This window comes from Sphaerisporangium sp. NPDC051011 (assembly GCF_040653595.1).
Lineage (GTDB): Bacteria > Actinomycetota > Actinomycetes > Streptosporangiales > Streptosporangiaceae > Sphaerisporangium.
On the sequence record NZ_JBFAGG010000002.1, the window covers coordinates 630507 to 646582 of the forward strand.

A 16076-nucleotide genomic window follows, 5' to 3' on the forward strand; every position below is an offset into this window, starting at 1 on the left:
CCGGAGACACGGGACCGGCCGCCGGGGCATCGTCGTTCGCGGGCTGCCGGCGCAGGCCGTCGAACGCGATCTTGCAGACGGCCTCCGCCAGCGCCTCCGCGCTCATGCCGCCGCGCGGCCGGTACCACTCGGTCACCGAGTTGACCAGCCCGAACAGCAGCCGGCTGACCACGTCCGGGTCGACGTCCGGGCGGACGTCCCCCTCGGCCTCCGCCTGGCGCACCAGCTCGCCCGCCAGGTGGTCGAACTCCCGGCGGCGGGCCAGGGCCTGGCGCTCCACCTTGGTGTTGCCGCGCACCCGCAGCAGCAGCGTGACGAACGGCAGCCGGTCCACCAGTACGTGCACGCTGCGGCGCACCAGGTGCTCCAGCCGGTCGATCGCGCGGCCCTCGACGGCGGCGGCCTCGATCGCGACCTCGGACAGGCCGTCCAGGGCGCGGTCGACGGCCAGGCGCAGCAGTTCGTCCTTGCCGGAGACGTGGTGGTAGATCGCGGACTTGGTGATGCCGAGCCTGCGGGACAGGTCCTCCATGCTGGTGGCCTCGTAGCCCCGCTCGTTGAACACCTTCACCGCGACCGCGAGCAGTGATTCCAGGTCGTAGCCGGGACGCCCCCGGCGGGCGGGCGGGGTGACGCGGGCGGTGGCCATCGCGGGTGAACGCCTGCCTTTCCAGTGGGTTCTGAGAGGTCTCGCTCTCTCGATGGTCCACCACGCGGCGCGGCTCTGCCCCGGTGTGCCGGGGACGACCTCCCGAGCCGTGGGGATCCAGAGGGGAACGGACGCGTCACGATCATATCGCCGCGGCGGACCTCCGGCGCCGCCCCTGAACGGGGTTTCACGAGGTCAGGTGTCGGCGGGCGCGCAAGCGGGGTAGGAGCCGGAATGTTCCCGCCGCGCCGGGGGCCGTCTCGTGCGCGGGCGGGGTTACCATCCGAACGTACGGTCAGTAAGTGAGTCCTCGACGTGGAGGTCTGCGATGGCCACGCTCAGCAGCTATGTCACCGGTTCCTGGCATGTCCCGGACGACGAGGGAGTCCCGCTGCACGACGCGGTCACCGGGGAGGAGGTCGTCAGGATCTCCTCCGCCGGGGTCGACTTCCGGGCCGCGCTGGAGTACGGCCGCCGCGTCGGCGGCCCGGCCGTCCGCGAGCCGACCTTTCACCAGCGCGCCGCCCTGCTCAAGGCGCTGGCCTCCTACCTGCGCGAGCGCCGCGAGGAGCTGTACGCGCTGTCGCTGCGCACCGGCGCGACGCGCGGCGACGCGCGGTTCGACGTGGACGGCGGCATCGGCGTGCTGTTCTCGTACTCGAGCAAGGGCCGCCGCGAGATGCCCAACAACACCGTCTACCTCGACGGCCCGGCCGAGCCGATCGGCAAGGGCGGCTCGTTCGCGGCGTGGCACCTGTGCACACCGCTGCGCGGGGTCGCCGTGCAGATCAACGCCTTCAACTTCCCCGTCTGGGGGCCGCTGGAGAAGCTCGCGCCCGCCTTCATCGCCGGCATGCCCTCGCTGATCAAGCCGGCCGGTCAGACGGCGTACGTCACCGCGCGGCTGGTGGAGATGATCGTCGAGTCCGGGCTGCTGCCCGAGGGGGCGCTGCAACTCGTCTGCGGCAGCGCGGGCGACCTGTTCGAGCACCTCACCGAGCAGGACCTGGTCGCCTTCACCGGCTCGGCGTCCACGGCCCAGAAGCTGCGCACCCACCCGGTCGTCGCGGCCCGCTCGGTGCGGTTCAACGCCGAGGCCGACTCGCTGAACTGCTCGATCCTCGGCCCGGACGCCGTGCCGGGCGGCCGCGAGTTCGAGCTGTTCGTCGAGCAGCTCGTGACCGAGATGACGGTCAAGGCCGGGCAGAAATGCACGGCGATCCGCCGCGCGTTCGTCCCCCGGGCCCTGCTCGGCGACGTCGCCGAGGCCACGGCCGCCCGGCTCGCCGCGATCACGGTCGGGAATCCGGCGGACCCGGCCGTGGGCATGGGGGCGCTCGCGAGCCTCGGCCAGCGCGAGGAGGTCCGGCGCGCGCTGAAGGCCCTCATGGCCGCGGGGCCGGTCGTCTACGGGGACCCCGACCACGTGGACGTGGCGGGCGCCGACGCCGAGCGCGGCGCGTTCATCTCGCCGATTCTGCTGCGCGTGGACGAGGCCGGCCGGGCCGAGCCGCACGAGGTGGAGGCCTTCGGGCCGGTCAGCACGCTCATGCCGTACACCTCGGCCGAGCAGGTGATCGAGCTGGCCGCGCGGGGCCAGGGGAGCCTCGCCGGGTCCGTCGTCACCGGGGACGCCGCGTTCGCCCGCCAGGTCGTGCTCGGGACCGCGCCCTGGCACGGCCGGCTGCTCGTGCTGGACGCCGAGGCCGCCAAGGAGTCGACCGGGCACGGCTCGCCGCTGCCGATGCTCGTGCACGGCGGCCCCGGACGGGCCGGCGGCGGCGAGGAGATGGGCGGCGTCCGGGGCATCCTGCACCACATGAACCGCACGGCCGTCCAGGGGAGCCCGGACATGCTGACGGCGATCACCGGCCGCTGGGTCGCCGGGGCCGGGCGCGCCGAGACCGAGGTCCACCCGTTCCGCAAGCACCTGGAGGACCTGCGGGTGGGCGACACCGTCGTGGCGGGGCCGCGCCGGGTGTCGCTGGAGGACATCGAGCACTTCGCCGAGTTCACCGGGGACACGTTCTACGCGCACATGGACGAGGAGGCGGCCAGGGCCAACCCGTTCTTCGACGGGCGGGTGGCGCACGGATACCTGATCGTGTCGCTGGCGGCGGGCCTGTTCGTGGACCCCGACCCCGGGCCGGTGCTCGCCAACTACGGCCTGGAGAACCTGCGTTTCCTCACGCCGGTCTACCCCGGCGACGAGCTGACGGTCACGCTGACCGCGAAGGGGATCGACCCGCGCGAGGGGGCCGAGTACGGGGAGGTCCGCTGGGACGCCGACGTGACCCAGCAGGACGGGTCGTCGGTGGCCAAGTACGACGTGCTGACGCTGGTCGCCAAGCGCGGGGGGTGATCGCGCGACCTCCGGGAGTTGCACGTGGCCCGGGGGTGAGCGAGACTGATAACTGACCGAATGTTCGGTAATAGAGGTGTCGTGTATGGCTGACCTCCAGGAGCACTTCGACCGTACGATCGAGCGCGACCAGCGCGTCGAGCCCCGCGACTGGATGCCGGACGGCTACCGCAGGACCATGATCCGGCAGATCGCGCAGCACGCCCATTCCGAGATCATCGGGATGCAGCCGGAAGGGGCGTGGATCACCCGGGCGCCGTCCCTGCGCCGCAAGGCGATCCTGCTCGCCAAGGTGCAGGACGAGGCCGGGCACGGGCTCTACCTGTACTGCGCCGCAGAGACGCTGGGCGCCGACCGCACCGAGCTCACCGAGATGCTCATCGAGGGACGGCAGAAATACTCGTCGATCTTCAACTACCCCACGCTGACGTACGCCGACGTCGGGGTGATCGGCTGGCTGGTCGACGGCGCGGCGATCTGCAACCAGGTCCCGCTCTGCCGCAGCTCCTACGGGCCGTACGCGCGGGCGATGATCCGCATCTGCAAGGAGGAGTCGTTCCATCAGAGGCAGGGCTATGAACTGCTGATGACCATGATGAAGCGAGGCACCGAGGCGCAGCGCGCCATGGTGCGGGACGCGGTCGACCGCTGGTGGTGGCCGTCCCTCATGATGTTCGGCCCGCCCGACGACGCCTCGCCCAACACCGCGCGGTCGATGGCCTGGAAGATCAAGCGGCACACGAACGACGAGCTGCGGCAGCGGTTCGTGGACATGACCGTCCCGCAGGCCGAGGCGCTCGGCGTCACGCTGCCCGACCCGGAGCTGCGCTGGAACCCTGAGCGGGGGCGCCACGACTTCGGCGCGATCGACTGGTCGGAGCTCCAGCGGGTGATCAGCGGGCACGGTCCGTGCAACGCCGAGCGGGTGGCCGTCCGGCGCGCCGCGCACGAGGACGGCGCCTGGGTGCGCGAGGCCGCCGCCGCGCACGCGCGCAAGGCGTCATCGAGGCAGGAGGCGGGCGTGTGAGCGACTGGCCGCTGTACGAGGTGTTCGTGCGCAGCAAGCGCGGGCTCAACCACGTGCACGTCGGCTCGCTGCACGCCGCCGACGACGAGACCGCGCTGCGCCACGCCCGCGACCTGTACACGCGCAGGAACGAGGGCGTGAGCATCTGGGTCGTCCGGTCCGAGCACATCGCCGCCACCAGTCCGGACGAGAAGGACCCGTTCTTCGCGCCCAGCGGCGACAAGGTGTACCGGCACCCGACCTTCTACACGATCCCCGATGACGTTCCCCATATGTGAGGTGTGAGGCGTCATGACGACCTTCGACCCACACGCGACGCGGCCGCCCAGCGTCACGGACGCCTCCCCGGGCAATGCGTACGAGGCGCTCAACCAGGGCGACGACCCGCGCTGGGCGTTCGGGACGGGGTTCGCCGACCCGCTGGCCGGGGTGGACACCCGCGTGCCCGACGGCGTGGACGCCGCCGATCTCGCCGCGTACTGCCTCATGCTCGGCGACGACGCCCTGGTCATGTCCCACCGTCTCCAGGAATGGTGCGCCCACGCGCCCGAGCTGGAGGAGGAGGTCGCCCTGGCCAACATCGCGCTCGACCTGCTCGGCCAGGCGCGGCTCCTGCTGTCCCGCGCGGGCGCGGCCGACGGGTCGGGCCGGGACGAGGACGCGCTGGCGTTCCTGCGGGACCCGGGCGAGTTCCGCAACGTATGGCTGGCCGAGGCCGGGAACGGCGACTTCGCGCATGCCATGGCCCGGCTGCTGGTCTTCTCCACCTGGCGGCTCGCGCTGCTCGGCCGCCTGACCGGCTCACGCGACCCCGTCCTCGCGGCCGTCGCCGCCAAGGGCGAGAAGGAATTGACCTACCACCGGGACTACGCCGCCGGATGGGTGATCCGGCTCGGCGACGGCACCGCGTACTCGCGGGAGCGGATGGGCGAGGGGATCGCGGCGGTGTGGCGGTACGTGCCGGAGTTGTTCGTCCCGCACGAGGTGGAGTCCCGCCTCGCCGGTACGGGCGTGGCCGCCGACCCGGCCGCCGTCCGAGAGGAGTTCGACGCCGTGCTCGCCCAGGTCCTGACCACCGCGACCCTCACCCGCCCGCTGGAGGCGGGACCGGCCGAGGCCCTCGGCCGGGCGGGCGCGCACACCGACGCCCTGACCGCCCTGCTGAAGGAGATGCAGTCCGTCGCCCGCGCCCACCCGGGAGCGACGTGGTGAGCGCGCGTGCCCGGGGTGGGGTGGCGGGTGCGCCTGGAGGCCGGTCGCGCGTGTCCGGAGGCGGCGTGGCGAGCGCGCGTGAGGTCGCCGAGACCGTGGCCGATCCCGAGCTGCCCATGCTCACCCTCGCCGACCTGGGCATTCTGCGCGACGTGAGGGAGGGCGAGGACGGCGCCGTGGTCGTCACCATCACTCCCACCTACAGCGGGTGCACGGCGATGGAGGCGATCCGGGCGGACCTGTGCGCGGCCCTGCGCGCCGCCGGGTACGCCGACGTCGAGATCCGCACGCGGCTGTCGCCCGCCTGGACCACCGACTGGATCGGCGAGAACGGCCGGCTCAAGCTCGCGGAGGCGGGCATCGCGCCACCTGGCCCCGTACGGGAACGGGCGGACGGTCCGGTGCCGGTGACGCTGGGGCCGCCACGCAGGCGCGTGACCTGCCCGAACTGCGGCTCGGACGACACCCGGGAAATTTCCCGCTTCGGCGCCACCGCCTGCAAGGCCCTGTGGCGCTGCGACACGTGCTGGGAACCGTTCGAGCATGTCAAGGAGATCTGAGATGCCCGAGAACCAGCGCGGGCCGGTGCGGCCGGAGAGCAGGGCGGCGCCGGTGGGGGTTCTGGAGCGGGCGCGGCGGCGGGCCGGGTTCGTGGCGCTGCGCGTCGCGCGGGTCGACCGGCTGTGCGAGGACGCCACCGCGATCACCTTCGACGTTCCGGACGAACTCGCCGGCGACTTCGCCTTCCGGCCCGGCCAGTCGCTCACCCTGCGGGCCATCGTGGACGGCCGCGACGAGCGCCGCTCGTACTCGATCTGCTCCCCGGCGGGCGGGCCGCTGCGCATCGGCGTGCGCGAGATCCCCGGCGGGCTGTTCTCCACCTGGCTGGTCCGCCGCCTGAGGCCGGGGGACCAGGTGGCCGTCCAGCCCCCCACCGGCGGCTTCACCGCCGACCTCACGCGGCCCGCCCACCACGTGTTCATCGCGGCCGGGTCGGGCATCACGCCCGTCCTGTCCATCGCCGCGTCCGCGCTGGCCGTGCCCGGTTCACGGGCGACGCTGTTCTACGGCAACCGCACCACGCGGACCGTCATGTTCGCCGAGGAGCTCGCCGACCTGAAGGACTCCGCACCCGCCCGCGTCGAACTCGTCCACGTGCTGTCCCGGGAGCCTCGCGAGCCCGAGCTGTTCACCGGCCGCCTGGACGCGGACAAGCTCGGCGTCCTGATCCCCGCCCTCGTCGCCGTCCCCGACGTCGGGCACTGGTGGCTGTGCGGGCCGTACGAGATGGTGGTCGGGGCGCGGCGCGTGCTGGGCGGGCTCGGCGTGCCGGCGGAACGCGTCCACCACGAGCTGTTCTACGTGGACGAGCCGCCTCCCGTCCCCGTCCGTCCGGCCGAGGGCACCGAGGAGGCCGCCGCCGAGGTCACGGTGATCCTCGACGGCCGCGCCACCACCACCGCCCTGGCCCGCGACGTCACCGTGCTGGAGGGCGCGCAGCGGGTCCGCCCCGACCTTCCGTTCGCCTGCAAGGGCGGCGTCTGCGGCACCTGTCGCGCCCGCGTGACGCACGGCCATGTGCGGATGCGCCGCAACTTCGCCCTCGAACCGTCCGAGGTCGAAGCCGGCTACGTCCTCACCTGCCAGTCCACGCCGACCACCCCGACGGTAACCGTCGACTTCGACACCTGACCGCCGCCGGGGCCACGACGCGGGGTGATGTCAGGGCGCCGAGAGGCGCAGGTGCCAGCGGCGGCCGTTGGAGGTCAGGGTCACCTGGGCGAGCGGGGGAACGTCGATCTTCCAGAACGCCTGGGGCGGGGCGTCGAGGGCGTGGACCACGGCGGCTCTGATCACGGCGGGGTGGGTGACGGCGAGCGTCCTGCCCGCGTCGTGCAAGGTCGCGAGCCAGGCGGTGACGCGGTCGAGGAGCGCGAGGAGGGACTCGCCGCCATGGGGAGCGGACGCGGGGTCGGTGAGCCAGGCGAGGACGTCCTCGGGGTGCTCGGCCTGGACGTCCGCCAGCGTGCGGCCCGCCCAGCGGCCGGCGTCCCAGTCTCGTAGCGCCTCGACGGGTTCGGCTTCCAGCCCGAGACCCGCGGCGGTCTGCAGGCAGCGCTGGGAAGGTCCGCACAGGACCTTTCGCGCGGAGGGTCCGAGGGCCGCGGCCTCCTCAAGGGCGGGCGCCTCCCTGCCGTCGCTCTTGGACGCCCCTTGCTCGCCGTTCGTCGTGACCGTCCCCTCGTCGGCCGTTCTGGGGGGTCGGCCGGCGGTCGTCGGGGTTCTCGGGGTGGTCGTCGCGGCGGGAGGGGAGAACAGGGGGCGGGCGGTGGTCAGCCGGCGGAGGGCCTGGTCGGTGAGGGGTTCGTCCATGGGGAAGGCCGCTCGCTGGAGGGCGGTGGTGGCGGCGTGGGAAATCAGGACAATCCTCGCGGTCACGTGTATCCCTCCAGGGCGCAGGTGGAGGTGATTGTCTCCCATTGACGCCAGTTGACGCGCTAATGGTTCACACCGTAGCGTGCAAACGACATTGTGACGGTGTGGGGAAGCCAGCGAGACTCTGGTACGGCCGCGCCACTGTGACCTGCTCCTTCGGGGGCCGGGAGTCAGACCCTCCGTCGTCGCGCCATGTCCTATGGGACGCGTGATCCCGAGGAGGCACTTTCATGGCCCACACCGCCCTTCCCCAGTCCCGGCCTGTTCCCGTCCGCATTCCCGTCAGGGAGTTGCTGCCGTGGACGATCTTCGCCGGTGTCCTCGCCCTCGCCCTCATCTACTTCGTCGGTGCGGAGCAGGGTGCCACCTCTCTGATCTCCGGCAACACCGTGCACGAGTTCGTGCACGACGCGCGCCACCTTCTCGGCTTCCCCTGTCACTGAGGCGGTCAGAGCAAGAATGGTGAGAAATCTCCTGGTCCGCGGCATGCTCGCGGGCCTGGCCGCTGCTGCCCTCGCCCTGGTGTTCGCCTGGGTCTTCGGTGAGCCCCAGGTGTCGGGTGCCATCGCCGTCGAAGAACGCGGGGACGCGCACGCGGCCCACGCCCCCGCCGTGCCGGGCGAGTCCGGCGCGGCGGCGTCGGAGTCCGGGCACGAGCACGCGGAGGAAGGGCCCGTCAGCCGTGACGTGCAGTCCACACTGGGCCTGGCCACGGGTCTCGGCGTGTTCGGCGTCGCGGTCGGCGGCATCTTCGCGCTCGTGTTCGCGTTCGCCTACGGGCGGCTGGGCTCGCTCGGGGCCCGGGCCACGGCGGGGCTGCTCGCGCTCGGCGCGTTCGTCGTCGTCGAGCTCGTACCTTTCCTGAAATATCCCGCCAACCCGCCGGCCGTGGGCGACCCCGCCACGATCTCCCGCCGGACGGTCCTCTACCTGGCCATCCTGGTGATCTCGGTGCTCCTCGCGGTCGCCGCCGTCCGGCTCGGCCGGCAACTGGCCCCCCGCCACGGCGCCTGGAACGCCACGCTGCTCGCCGCCCTCGCCTACATCGTGGTCGTGGCCGTCGTGTACGTGCTCATGCCCACCGTGGACGAGGTCGCCGCCGACTTCCCCGCGTCCTTGCTGTGGCGCTTCCGGATCGCCTCGCTCGGCACCCAGGCGATCATGTGGGGCGGCATCGGGCTCGTCTTCGGCGCCCTCGCCGAACGCGCCCTCACGCCGCGCCGCGCGCTCGTCCCCTCGCCCGCCGCCTGACCCTCACTCCCGGCAGGGGCGGGACCGACCGCCACTCGCCCCTGCCCACCTGCGGCGACGCAGCGCTCGGAAGGACTTCCTCGACATGCTTGCCCGGCCCCCGGCGGCCGTACGCCACCACTACCCCTTCACCGCGGTGGTGGGGCTCGACACCCTCAAGCTGGCGCTCGTCCTCAACGCGATCTCCCCGCGCACCGGAGGCGTGCTGATCCGCGGCGAGAAGGGCACCGCCAAGTCCACGATCGTCCGCGCGCTGGCGGCCCTGCTGCCGCCGGTCGGGGTCGTGGCCGGGTGCCGCTTCTCCTGCGACCCTGCCGCCCCCGACCCCGCGTGCCCCGACGGCCCGCACGACGACGGCGCGCCGGCCTCCGTACGTCCCGCGCGGCTCGCCGAACTGCCCGTCGGCGCGTCTGAGGACCGCCTGGTCGGCTCGCTGGACCTGGAACGCGCGCTCACCGAGGGGGTCAAGGCGTTCGAGCCCGGCCTGCTCGCCGCCGCCCACCGGGGCGTCCTCTACGTGGACGAGGTCAACCTGCTGCACGACCACCTCGTGGACCTGTTGCTCGACGCCGCCGCGCTAGGCACGTGCTACGTCGAGCGCGACGCCGTGTCCGTCCGGCACGCCGCCCGGTTCATGCTGGTCGGCACCATGAACCCCGAGGAGGGCGAGCTGCGGCCCCAGTTGCTCGACCGCTTCGGCCTGACCGTCGAGGTCACCGCGTCCCGCGACCCGGAGGAGCGGGCGGAGGTCGTGCGCCGCAGGCTGGCGTTCGAGGACGACGCCGAGGCGTTCGCGGCCCGGTGGGCGGACGCGGAGGACGACCTCGCCGCGAGCATCGCCGCCGCCCGCGAGCGGCTGCGCGAGGTGACGCTGTCCGACGCCGCGCTCACGCGGATCTCCACGATCTGCGCGGCGTTCGACGTGGACGGCATGCGCGCCGACCTCATCACCGCCCACGCCGCCGTCGCCCACGCCGCCTGGCGGGGCGGCACGCGCGTCACGGCCGAGGACATCCGCCAGGCCGCCCGCCTCGCCCTGCCGCACCGCCGCAGGCGCGACCCGTTCGACGCGCCCGGCCTGGACGAGTCCGAGCTCGACGCCCTGCTCGACGACGCGGACCTGGACGACACGGAAGGGGAGTCGGGCCCGGAGGGGGCCGGAGTGGACGGGCCCGCATCGGAGGACGGTCCCGGCACGGACACCGGCCCCGCGTCCGAGCGGGAGGACCCCGGCCCCGGCCCGGACGAAGACCCCGGCCCGCCCCCCGGCCCCGGGCCCGACGAAGACCCCGACCCCGGCCCGCCGCCCGGCCCCGGAGGGAACGGCGGGGCCCCGGAGCCGCCGCCCGCGAACGGCCAAGGCGTTCAGACCCACGACGCCCCGGCGGGCGAAACAGCCGGTACCCGGACGCGACCGGCGGCCCAGCCCGGCGGCACCTACCGCGTGCGCGCGCTGACCGTCCCCGGCCTCGGCACGGGCGCCCCCGGACGCCGGTCGCGGGCCAGGACGTCCTACGGCCGCGTCTCCGGCTCGCGCGTCCCCGAAGGACGCCTCCTGTCGCCGCACCTCACGGCCACCCTGCGCGCCGCCGCGCCGTACCAGCGCGAGCGCGGCCGGACCGGTCCCGGGCTGGTCGTGCGGCGCGGCGACCTGCGCGAGGCCGTGCGCGAGGGACGCGAGGGCAACCTCGTGCTGTTCGTCGTGGACGCCAGCGGTTCGATGGCCGCGCGCCGGCGCATGGGCGCGGTCAAGGGCGCCGTGCTCAGCCTGCTGCTGGACGCCTACCAGCGCCGCGACAAGGTCGGCCTGGTGACGTTCCGCGGGTCCGGCGCCGAGCTGGTGCTCCCGCCGACCTCGTCGGTGGAGGCCGGAGCCGCCCGCCTGCGCGAGCTGCCCACGGGCGGACGCACCCCCCTCGCCGCGGGGCTGCGCCGGGCCGCCGAGGTCGTGCGCGTCGAACGGCTCCGCGACCCCGCGCGCAGGCCGCTGCTGGTCGTCGTCACCGACGGGCGGGCCACCTCGGGGACGGACGCCGACGTGCGCAGGGCGGCGTCGCTGCTCAGGGACGTCGCCGCGGTGGTGGTGGACTGCGAGAGCGGCCCGGTGCGGCTCGGCCTGGCCACGGGGCTCGCCGTGCTGCTCGGCGGGGAGGCCGTCCGGCTCGAACGGCTCGCCGCGGGCGGGCTGCGCGATCTCGTCCGCGAACACAGGAAGGCGGCCTGACATGCCCCAGGGGAAACCGGCCGAGGTGCCGGACGACGGCCTGACCACCCGGCAGCGGCGCACCCGGCCGCTCGTGTTCCTCCACACCGGGCCCGGCAAGGGCAAGTCGACGGCGGCGTTCGGGCTGGCGCTGCGCGCGTGGAACCAGGGCTGGCCGATCGGCGTGTTCCAGTTCGTCAAGTCCGCCAAGTGGCGGGTGGGGGAGGAGCGGGCGCTCACCGTCCTCGGCGAGTCCGGCGCGGGCGGCACCGTGGCCTGGCACAAGATGGGCGAGGGCTGGTCCTGGATCAAGAAGGCCGGCACCGATGAGGACCACGCCGCCGACGCGCGCGAGGGCTGGGAACAGATCAAGCGGGACCTGGCGGCGGAGACGTACCGGCTGTACGTGCTGGACGAGTTCACCTACCCCATCAAATGGGGGTGGATCGACGTCGAGGACGTGGTCGCCGCCCTGGCGGCGCGGCCCGGCACGCAGCACGTCGTCATCACCGGCAGGGACGCCCACCCGCGCCTGCTCGAGACCGCCGACCTGGTCACCGAGATGGCCAAGGTCAGGCACCCGATGGACACCGGCCAGAAGGGCCAGAAGGGCATCGAATGGTGACCCCGGCCTGCCCGCGACACCGCGGCGAACGGCGCGGCGGCGGGCGTGAGCGGGACGCGGCGCCTGACGGTGGACGGTGCGGCGGCGGGCGCGAGCGCGCGGGGCGTGGCGGTGGACGGCGTGCGGGGGGTGCGGCCCGTGGCTGAGGTGCCGCGCCTGGTGATCGCCGCGCCTTCCTCGGGAGCGGGCAAGACGACGGTGGCCACCGGGCTGATGGCCGCGCTCACCGCCAAGGGGACGGTGGTCTCGCCGCACAAGGTCGGCCCCGACTACATCGACCCCGGCTACCACGCGCTCGCCTCCGGCCGCCGCGGGCGCAACCTCGACCCGTGGCTGACCGGCGAGGAGCTGATCGTCCCGCTCTTCCTGCACGGCGCGGCGGGGACGGGCATCGCCGTCGTCGAGGGCGTGATGGGCCTGTTCGACGGCGCGTCCTTCCCCATCGGCGTCGCCGGTACGTCCACCGGCGGCGCGGGAAGGACCGGCGCGGACTTCGCCTCCACCGCGCACGTCGCCAAGCTGCTGAACGCGCCGGTCGTCCTCGTCGTGGACGTCGCGGGACAGGCCAGGTCCGTCGCCGCGCTGGTCCACGGCTTCATGTCCTACGACACCGGCGTCCGGATCGGCGGGGTGATCCTCAACAACGTCGGCTCGCCGCGTCACGCGGAGATCTGCCGGGACGCGCTGGCCGAGACCGGCATCACGGTGTTCGGCGCGATCCCGCGCACCGGCATCGCCGCCACTCCGTCGCGCCACCTGGGCCTGGTGCCGCCCGCCGAGCGCAGCGCCGAGGCCGTGCGCGCGGTCGCCGAGGTGGGTGAGCTGGTCGCGGGCACGTGCGACCTGGAAGGGCTCGTCCGCCTCGCCGAAAGCGCGCCCGCCCTGCCCGGCCCCGCCTGGGATCCCGAGACGGCCGTGCGCTCCGCGCGGCGCGAGGACGTGGCCGGTGGTGGGCCGGCGCGCGAGGTCGTGGTCGCGGTGGCAGGGGGGAAGGCGTTCACGTTCGGGTACGCCGAGCAGGCCGAGCTGATCGCCGCCGCGGGCGCGACCGTCGCCGTCTTCGATCCGCTCACCGACGAGCGGCTTCCCGAGGGAACCGGCGCGCTCGTCCTGCCCGGAGGCTTCCCCGAGGTGTACGCGGGCGAGCTGTCGGCCAACGAGCCGCTGCGGCGCGCGGTGGCCGCGTTCGGCGGGCCCATCGCCGCCGAATGCGCGGGCCTGCTGTACCTCTGCCGTGAGCTGGACGGGCGTCCCATGTGCGGCGTCGTCGACGCGACCGCGGCCATGACCGGCGGGCTGACGCTCGGCTACCGCGACGCCGTCTGCGTGCGCGACTCGGTGCTGACCCGCGAGGGCGAGCGGTACCACGGGCACGAGTTCCACCGCACGCGCGTCACCCCGCCGTCCGGCGACGTGCCGCTCTACCGGTGGCGGGGCGGCGCGGACGGGTTCGGCGGGCCGCACCTGGCCGCGTCCTACCTGCACCTGCACTGGGCGGGCAGCCCGTACCTGGCGACGCGGCTGGTGGAGAGCGCCGCACGGAACGCCCCGGTGGCCGGCACCGGCTCGGCAGGGAAGAACGCCTCCGCGGCGGGCAGCGGCTCGGCGGTGCGGAACGACCCCGCGGCCGGCGACGCCCTTTCCGCGGCGAGTGGGACGGCATGAGCAGCCCGGTGGTCGTGGTCGGGATCGGCGCGGACGGCTGGGACGGGCTGCCCGATCCCGCGCGCCGGGAGATCCAGCGGTGCGAGGTGCTCATGGGAAGCGCCCGGCAGCTCGCGCTGGTACCGGACACCGGAGCCGAGCGGGTCGTCTGGCCCTCGCCGATGCTCCCCGCCGTCCGCCGCCTGCTGGCCGAGCGCGAGGACCGCGCCGTGTGCGTGCTGGCCAGCGGCGATCCCATGCTGCACGGGGTCGGGACCACGCTGGCGCGGATGCTCGGCCCCGAGCGCGTGCGCGTGCTGCCGCATCCGTCGTCGGTGTCGCTGGCCTGCGCCCGCATGGGGTGGCCGGTCGAGGACACGCGCGTGGTGAGCCTGGTCGGGCGTCCGGTCGAGCTGGTGAACCGGGTGCTGTACCCGGCGGCCCGCGTGCTCGTGCTGAGCGCGGGCGCGGACTCCCCGGCCCAGGTCGCCCGGCTCGTGACGGCCCAGGGGTACGGCGCGAGCGCGATGACCGTCCTCGAACGGCTCGGAGGCTCCGCGGAGCGCGTGGTCACCGGGACGGCCGGGAAGTGGGACGCCGTCGTGGACCCGCTCAACGTCGTGGCCCTGGAGTGCCGCGCCGACCCGGACGTGACTCCGATCCCGGGCGTTCCGGGCCTGCCGGACGAGGCGTTCGAGCACGACGGGCAGCTCACCAAGCGCGAGGTGCGCGCGGTGACGCTGTCCCGGCTCGCCCCGCTGCCGGGACAGGTGCTCTGGGACGTGGGCGCGGGCGCGGGCAGCGTCGCCATCGAGTGGATGCGGGTCGATCCCGCGTGCCGCGCCATCGCCGTGGAGGCCCGCCCCGACCGCGCCGCGCGGATCACACGGAACGCGGACACGCTCGGCGTGCCCACCCTGCGGGTCGTGACCGGCGCGGCCCCCGAGGCCCTCGCGGGGCTGGAGACGCCGGACGCGGTGTTCGTCGGCGGCGGCGGCACCGTGCCGGGCGTCCTCGAAACGTGCTGGGACGTGCTGGGCAGCGGCGGGCGGCTGGTCGTCAACGCGGTGACGGTCGAGTCCGAGGCCGTCCTCGCCACCTGGCACGCCCGGCACGGCGGCGACCTGCTGCGCCTGTCCGTCCACCGCGCGGGCCCGGTCGGCGGCTTCACCGCCTGGCGCCCCGCGATGCCGGTGACCATCTGGACGGCGGTACGCCCGTGACCACCTCCGCGCCGCACAAGGGCGCCGGATGAGAGCAAGGAGAAGTCAGTCGTGACCGTGCACTTCATCGGGGCGGGCCCCGGGGCGGCCGATCTCATCACCGTGCGCGGGCGCGACCTGATCGCCGCATCGCCGGTGTGCCTGTACGCGGGGTCGCTCGTGCCCAAGGAACTGCTCGGCCACGCGCCGGAGGGGGCCAGGCTCGTGGACACCGCCGAGTTGAACCTCGACGAGATCGTCGCCGAGATGGTGGCCGCCCACGCGCGGGGCCTCGACGTCGCGCGCCTGCACTCCGGCGACCCCTCGATCTACAGCGCGATGGCCGAGCAGATGCGCAGGCTGGACGCCGCCGGGGTTCCTTACGACGTGACGCCGGGCGTCCCCGCGTTCGCGGCGGCGGCCGCCTCGCTGGGGCGTGAGCTGACCGTGCCCGGGGTGGGCCAGACGGTGGTGCTGACCCGGATCTCGGCCCGCGCGACGCCGATGCCGCCGGGCGAGGACCTGCGCACACTCGGGCGGAGCCGTTCGACGATGGTCCTCCACCTCGCCGTCCAGCGCATCGACTCCGTGGTGGAGGAACTGACACCGGACTACGGAGCCGACTGCCCGGTGGCCGTCGTCGCCCGCGCGAGCCGCGACGACGAGGTGATCCTGCGCGGCACGCTGGCCGACATCGCCGCCCAGGTGAAGGCCGCCGGAGTGAGGCGCACCGCCGTGATCATCGTCGGTGGCGTGCTCACGGCGTCGGAGTTCACCGACAGCCACCTGTACTCCGCCACCCGCGACCGCGCGCTATGAGCGGCGAGGGGCAGGCCGTGGACGACTACGTCCGGGACGGCGCGGAGATCTACCGGCGTTCGTTCGCGACCATCCGCGCCGAGGCCGACCTCGCCGGCATGCCCGACGACCTCGCCCGGGTGGCCGTACGGATGATCCACGCCTGCGGCATGGTGGACCTCGTCGCGGACCTCGCCTGGTCCCCAGGAGTGGTCGCCGCCGCGCGGGCCGCGCTGCTGGCCGGGGCGCCCATCCTGTGCGACGCCACGATGGTCGCCTCGGGCGTGACCCGGGCCCGCCTGCCCGCCGCCAACGAGGTGCTGTGCATGCTGGGCGATCCCCGGGTGCCGGACCTGGCGCGCCGGCTCGGCACCACCCGCAGCGCCGCCGCGCTGGAGCTGTGGCGCGACCGCCTGGACGGCTCCGTCGTCGCCGTCGGCAACGCCCCCACGGCGCTGTTCCGCCTACTGGAGCTGGTGAGAGAAGGTGCGGGACGGCCCGCCGCCGTGCTCGGCGTACCGGTGGGCTTCATCGGCGCGGCCGAGTCCAAGCAGGCCCTGGCCGGCAACGGCGACGGCCTGCCGTACCTGGTGGTGCACGGCCGCCGGGGCGGAAGCGCACTGGCGGCGGCGGCCGTCAACGCCATCGCGAGCGAGAAAGAGTGAAC

General features: G+C 74.2%; 15 protein-coding genes, 1 pseudogene and 1 riboswitch. Of the genes and pseudogenes, 14 read left to right on the top strand and 2 right to left on the bottom strand.

Translation table 11 applies throughout. From position 1 onward, the window contains the following. Positions 1 to 49: 49 nt before the first annotated feature. Positions 50 to 649 (bottom strand): annotated as a pseudogene (locus tag AB0H21_RS07010) (TetR/AcrR family transcriptional regulator); the annotation flags it as partial. Positions 650 to 977: 328 nt separating this feature from the next. Between AB0H21_RS07010 and paaZ the strand changes: the two are divergent. From paaZ to paaE, 6 genes are all read left to right on the top strand, one after another. Then, positions 978 to 3011 (top strand): phenylacetic acid degradation bifunctional protein PaaZ, encoded by a 2034-nt coding sequence (paaZ, locus tag AB0H21_RS07015; RefSeq protein ID WP_358512902.1) that lies wholly within the window; start codon positions 978 to 980, stop codon positions 3009 to 3011. A gap of 85 nt (positions 3012 to 3096) precedes the next feature. Further along, positions 3097 to 4038 carry a 1,2-phenylacetyl-CoA epoxidase subunit PaaA gene (gene paaA / locus AB0H21_RS07020; protein WP_358512904.1) on the top strand — a complete coding sequence of 314 codons (942 nt, stop codon included), beginning with the start codon at positions 3097 to 3099 and terminating at the stop codon, positions 4036 to 4038. Further along, the gene (paaB, locus tag AB0H21_RS07025) at positions 4035 to 4316 is read left to right on the top strand and encodes a 1,2-phenylacetyl-CoA epoxidase subunit PaaB (protein WP_114033130.1); all 282 of its coding nucleotides are present in this window, start codon (positions 4035 to 4037) and stop codon (positions 4314 to 4316) included. The genes paaA and paaB overlap by 4 nt, the downstream gene beginning before the upstream one ends. Before the next feature lie 13 nt (positions 4317 to 4329). Next, positions 4330 to 5250 carry a 1,2-phenylacetyl-CoA epoxidase subunit PaaC gene (gene paaC / locus AB0H21_RS07030; protein ID WP_358512906.1) on the top strand — a complete coding sequence of 307 codons (921 nt, stop codon included), beginning with the start codon at positions 4330 to 4332 and terminating at the stop codon, positions 5248 to 5250. Positions 5251 to 5315: 65 nt separating this feature from the next. Then, a complete protein-coding gene (gene paaD / locus AB0H21_RS07035) occupies positions 5316 to 5810 on the top strand; it encodes a 1,2-phenylacetyl-CoA epoxidase subunit PaaD (RefSeq protein ID WP_358512908.1) in 495 nt (164 codons plus the stop codon). 1 nt (position 5811) lies between these two features. Continuing rightward, complete coding sequence (gene paaE / locus AB0H21_RS07040; RefSeq protein ID WP_358512910.1) at positions 5812 to 6942, top strand: 1,2-phenylacetyl-CoA epoxidase subunit PaaE; 1131 nt, start codon at positions 5812 to 5814, stop codon at positions 6940 to 6942. 30 nt (positions 6943 to 6972) lie between these two features. Here paaE and AB0H21_RS07045 read toward each other — a convergent pair whose 3' ends face one another. Beyond that, entirely contained in the window at positions 6973 to 7689 is a 717-nt protein-coding gene (locus AB0H21_RS07045) for a histidine phosphatase family protein (protein WP_358512912.1), read from the bottom strand. An 80-nt stretch (positions 7690 to 7769) separates the two neighbouring features. Next, a riboswitch (cobalamin riboswitch) is annotated at positions 7770 to 7885 on the top strand. A 31-nt stretch (positions 7886 to 7916) separates the two neighbouring features. Between AB0H21_RS07045 and AB0H21_RS07050 the strand changes: the two genes are divergently transcribed. The 8 genes from AB0H21_RS07050 to AB0H21_RS07085 all read left to right on the top strand — a co-directional run bounded on the left by AB0H21_RS07050 (position 7917) and on the right by AB0H21_RS07085 (position 16074). After that, positions 7917 to 8129 carry a CbtB domain-containing protein gene (locus AB0H21_RS07050; protein WP_358512914.1) on the top strand — a complete coding sequence of 71 codons (213 nt, stop codon included), beginning with the start codon at positions 7917 to 7919 and terminating at the stop codon, positions 8127 to 8129. Between the two features lie 16 nt (positions 8130 to 8145). Further along, entirely contained in the window at positions 8146 to 8937 is a 792-nt protein-coding gene (locus tag AB0H21_RS07055; RefSeq protein WP_358512916.1) for a CbtA family protein, read from the top strand. Positions 8938 to 9022: 85 nt separating this feature from the next. Beyond that, positions 9023 to 11161 carry a putative cobaltochelatase gene (locus tag AB0H21_RS07060; protein WP_358512918.1) on the top strand — a complete coding sequence of 713 codons (2139 nt, stop codon included), beginning with the start codon at positions 9023 to 9025 and terminating at the stop codon, positions 11159 to 11161. Position 11162: 1 nt separating this feature from the next. Next, a complete protein-coding gene (cobO, locus tag AB0H21_RS07065; protein ID WP_358512920.1) occupies positions 11163 to 11765 on the top strand; it encodes a cob(I)yrinic acid a,c-diamide adenosyltransferase in 603 nt (200 codons plus the stop codon). Positions 11766 to 11921: 156 nt separating this feature from the next. Beyond that, positions 11922 to 13430: a cobyrinate a,c-diamide synthase gene (locus AB0H21_RS07070; RefSeq protein WP_358513042.1), complete on the top strand. Its 1509-nt coding sequence runs from the start codon at positions 11922 to 11924 to the stop codon at positions 13428 to 13430. Further along, the gene (cbiE, locus tag AB0H21_RS07075; protein WP_358512921.1) at positions 13427 to 14632 is read left to right on the top strand and encodes a precorrin-6y C5,15-methyltransferase (decarboxylating) subunit CbiE; all 1206 of its coding nucleotides are present in this window, start codon (positions 13427 to 13429) and stop codon (positions 14630 to 14632) included. The genes AB0H21_RS07070 and cbiE overlap by 4 nt, the downstream gene beginning before the upstream one ends. A 51-nt stretch (positions 14633 to 14683) precedes the next feature. Continuing rightward, entirely contained in the window at positions 14684 to 15430 is a 747-nt protein-coding gene (cobM, locus tag AB0H21_RS07080; protein ID WP_358512923.1) for a precorrin-4 C(11)-methyltransferase, read from the top strand. A gap of 17 nt (positions 15431 to 15447) precedes the next feature. Then, entirely contained in the window at positions 15448 to 16074 is a 627-nt protein-coding gene (locus AB0H21_RS07085; protein ID WP_358512925.1) for a precorrin-8X methylmutase, read from the top strand. Positions 16075 to 16076 lie beyond the last annotated feature (2 nt).